The organism is Enterobacter cloacae (genome assembly GCF_011078175.1).
Taxonomy (GTDB): Bacteria; Pseudomonadota; Gammaproteobacteria; order Enterobacterales; family Enterobacteriaceae; genus Enterobacter; species Enterobacter cloacae_Q.
In genome coordinates this window covers 1-660 of record NZ_JAALCJ010000031.1, presented here as the reverse complement: position 1 = coordinate 660, position 660 = coordinate 1, and the positions used below count along the sequence as shown (strand labels likewise).

At 48.3% G+C, this 660-nt stretch carries 2 tRNA genes and 1 rRNA gene; all 3 read right to left on the bottom strand.

Annotated elements, in window-relative coordinates:
• Window positions 1-250: 250 nt before the first annotated feature.
• Window positions 251-326, bottom strand: a tRNA-Ala gene (locus G6Q29_RS21545).
• Between the two features lie 108 nt (window positions 327-434).
• Window positions 435-511: transfer RNA gene (locus G6Q29_RS21540), tRNA-Ile, on the bottom strand.
• 70 nt (window positions 512-581) lie between these two features.
• A 16S ribosomal RNA gene (locus G6Q29_RS21535) occupies window positions 582-660 on the bottom strand; the annotation flags it as partial.

Here is a 660-nt window from a genome sequence, read left to right as displayed (position 1 = left end):
GCAGATTAGCACGTCCTTCATCGCCTCTGACTGCCAGGGCATCCACCGTGTACGCTTAGTCGCTTAACCTCACAACCCGAAGATGTTTCTTTCGATTCACCATCGTGATTGCGAAAATTTGAGAGACTCGAACACACATGAGCTGTGTGTCGTTTCAATTTTCAGCTTGATCCAGATTTTTAAAGAGCAAAACTTCGCAGTGCACCTTTTCAGGTTCACTCTGAAGTTTTCTTGTGTTCGCAGTAAAAGATGGTGGAGCTATGCGGGATCGAACCGCAGACCTCCTGCGTGCAAGGCAGGCGCTCTCCCAGCTGAGCTATAGCCCCATCGTAGTCAAACCTCTGTACCGGTAATTCTTCCTGAGACAAGGCGTGGAATAACGAAGCATACTTCAGTATGTCAGTTATTTCGCAACGCAGTATTCAGGGAGAATTTGGTAGGCCTGAGTGGACTTGAACCACCGACCTCACCCTTATCAGGGGTGCGCTCTAACCACCTGAGCTACAAGCCTGTAGAGGTTTTTTACTGCTGTTTTTCATCAGACAATCTGTGTGAGCACTGCAAAGGCAGGTTCTTTAAGGTAAGGAGGTGATCCAACCGCAGGTTCCCCTACGGTTACCTTGTTACGACTTCACCCCAGTCATGAATCACAAAGTGGTA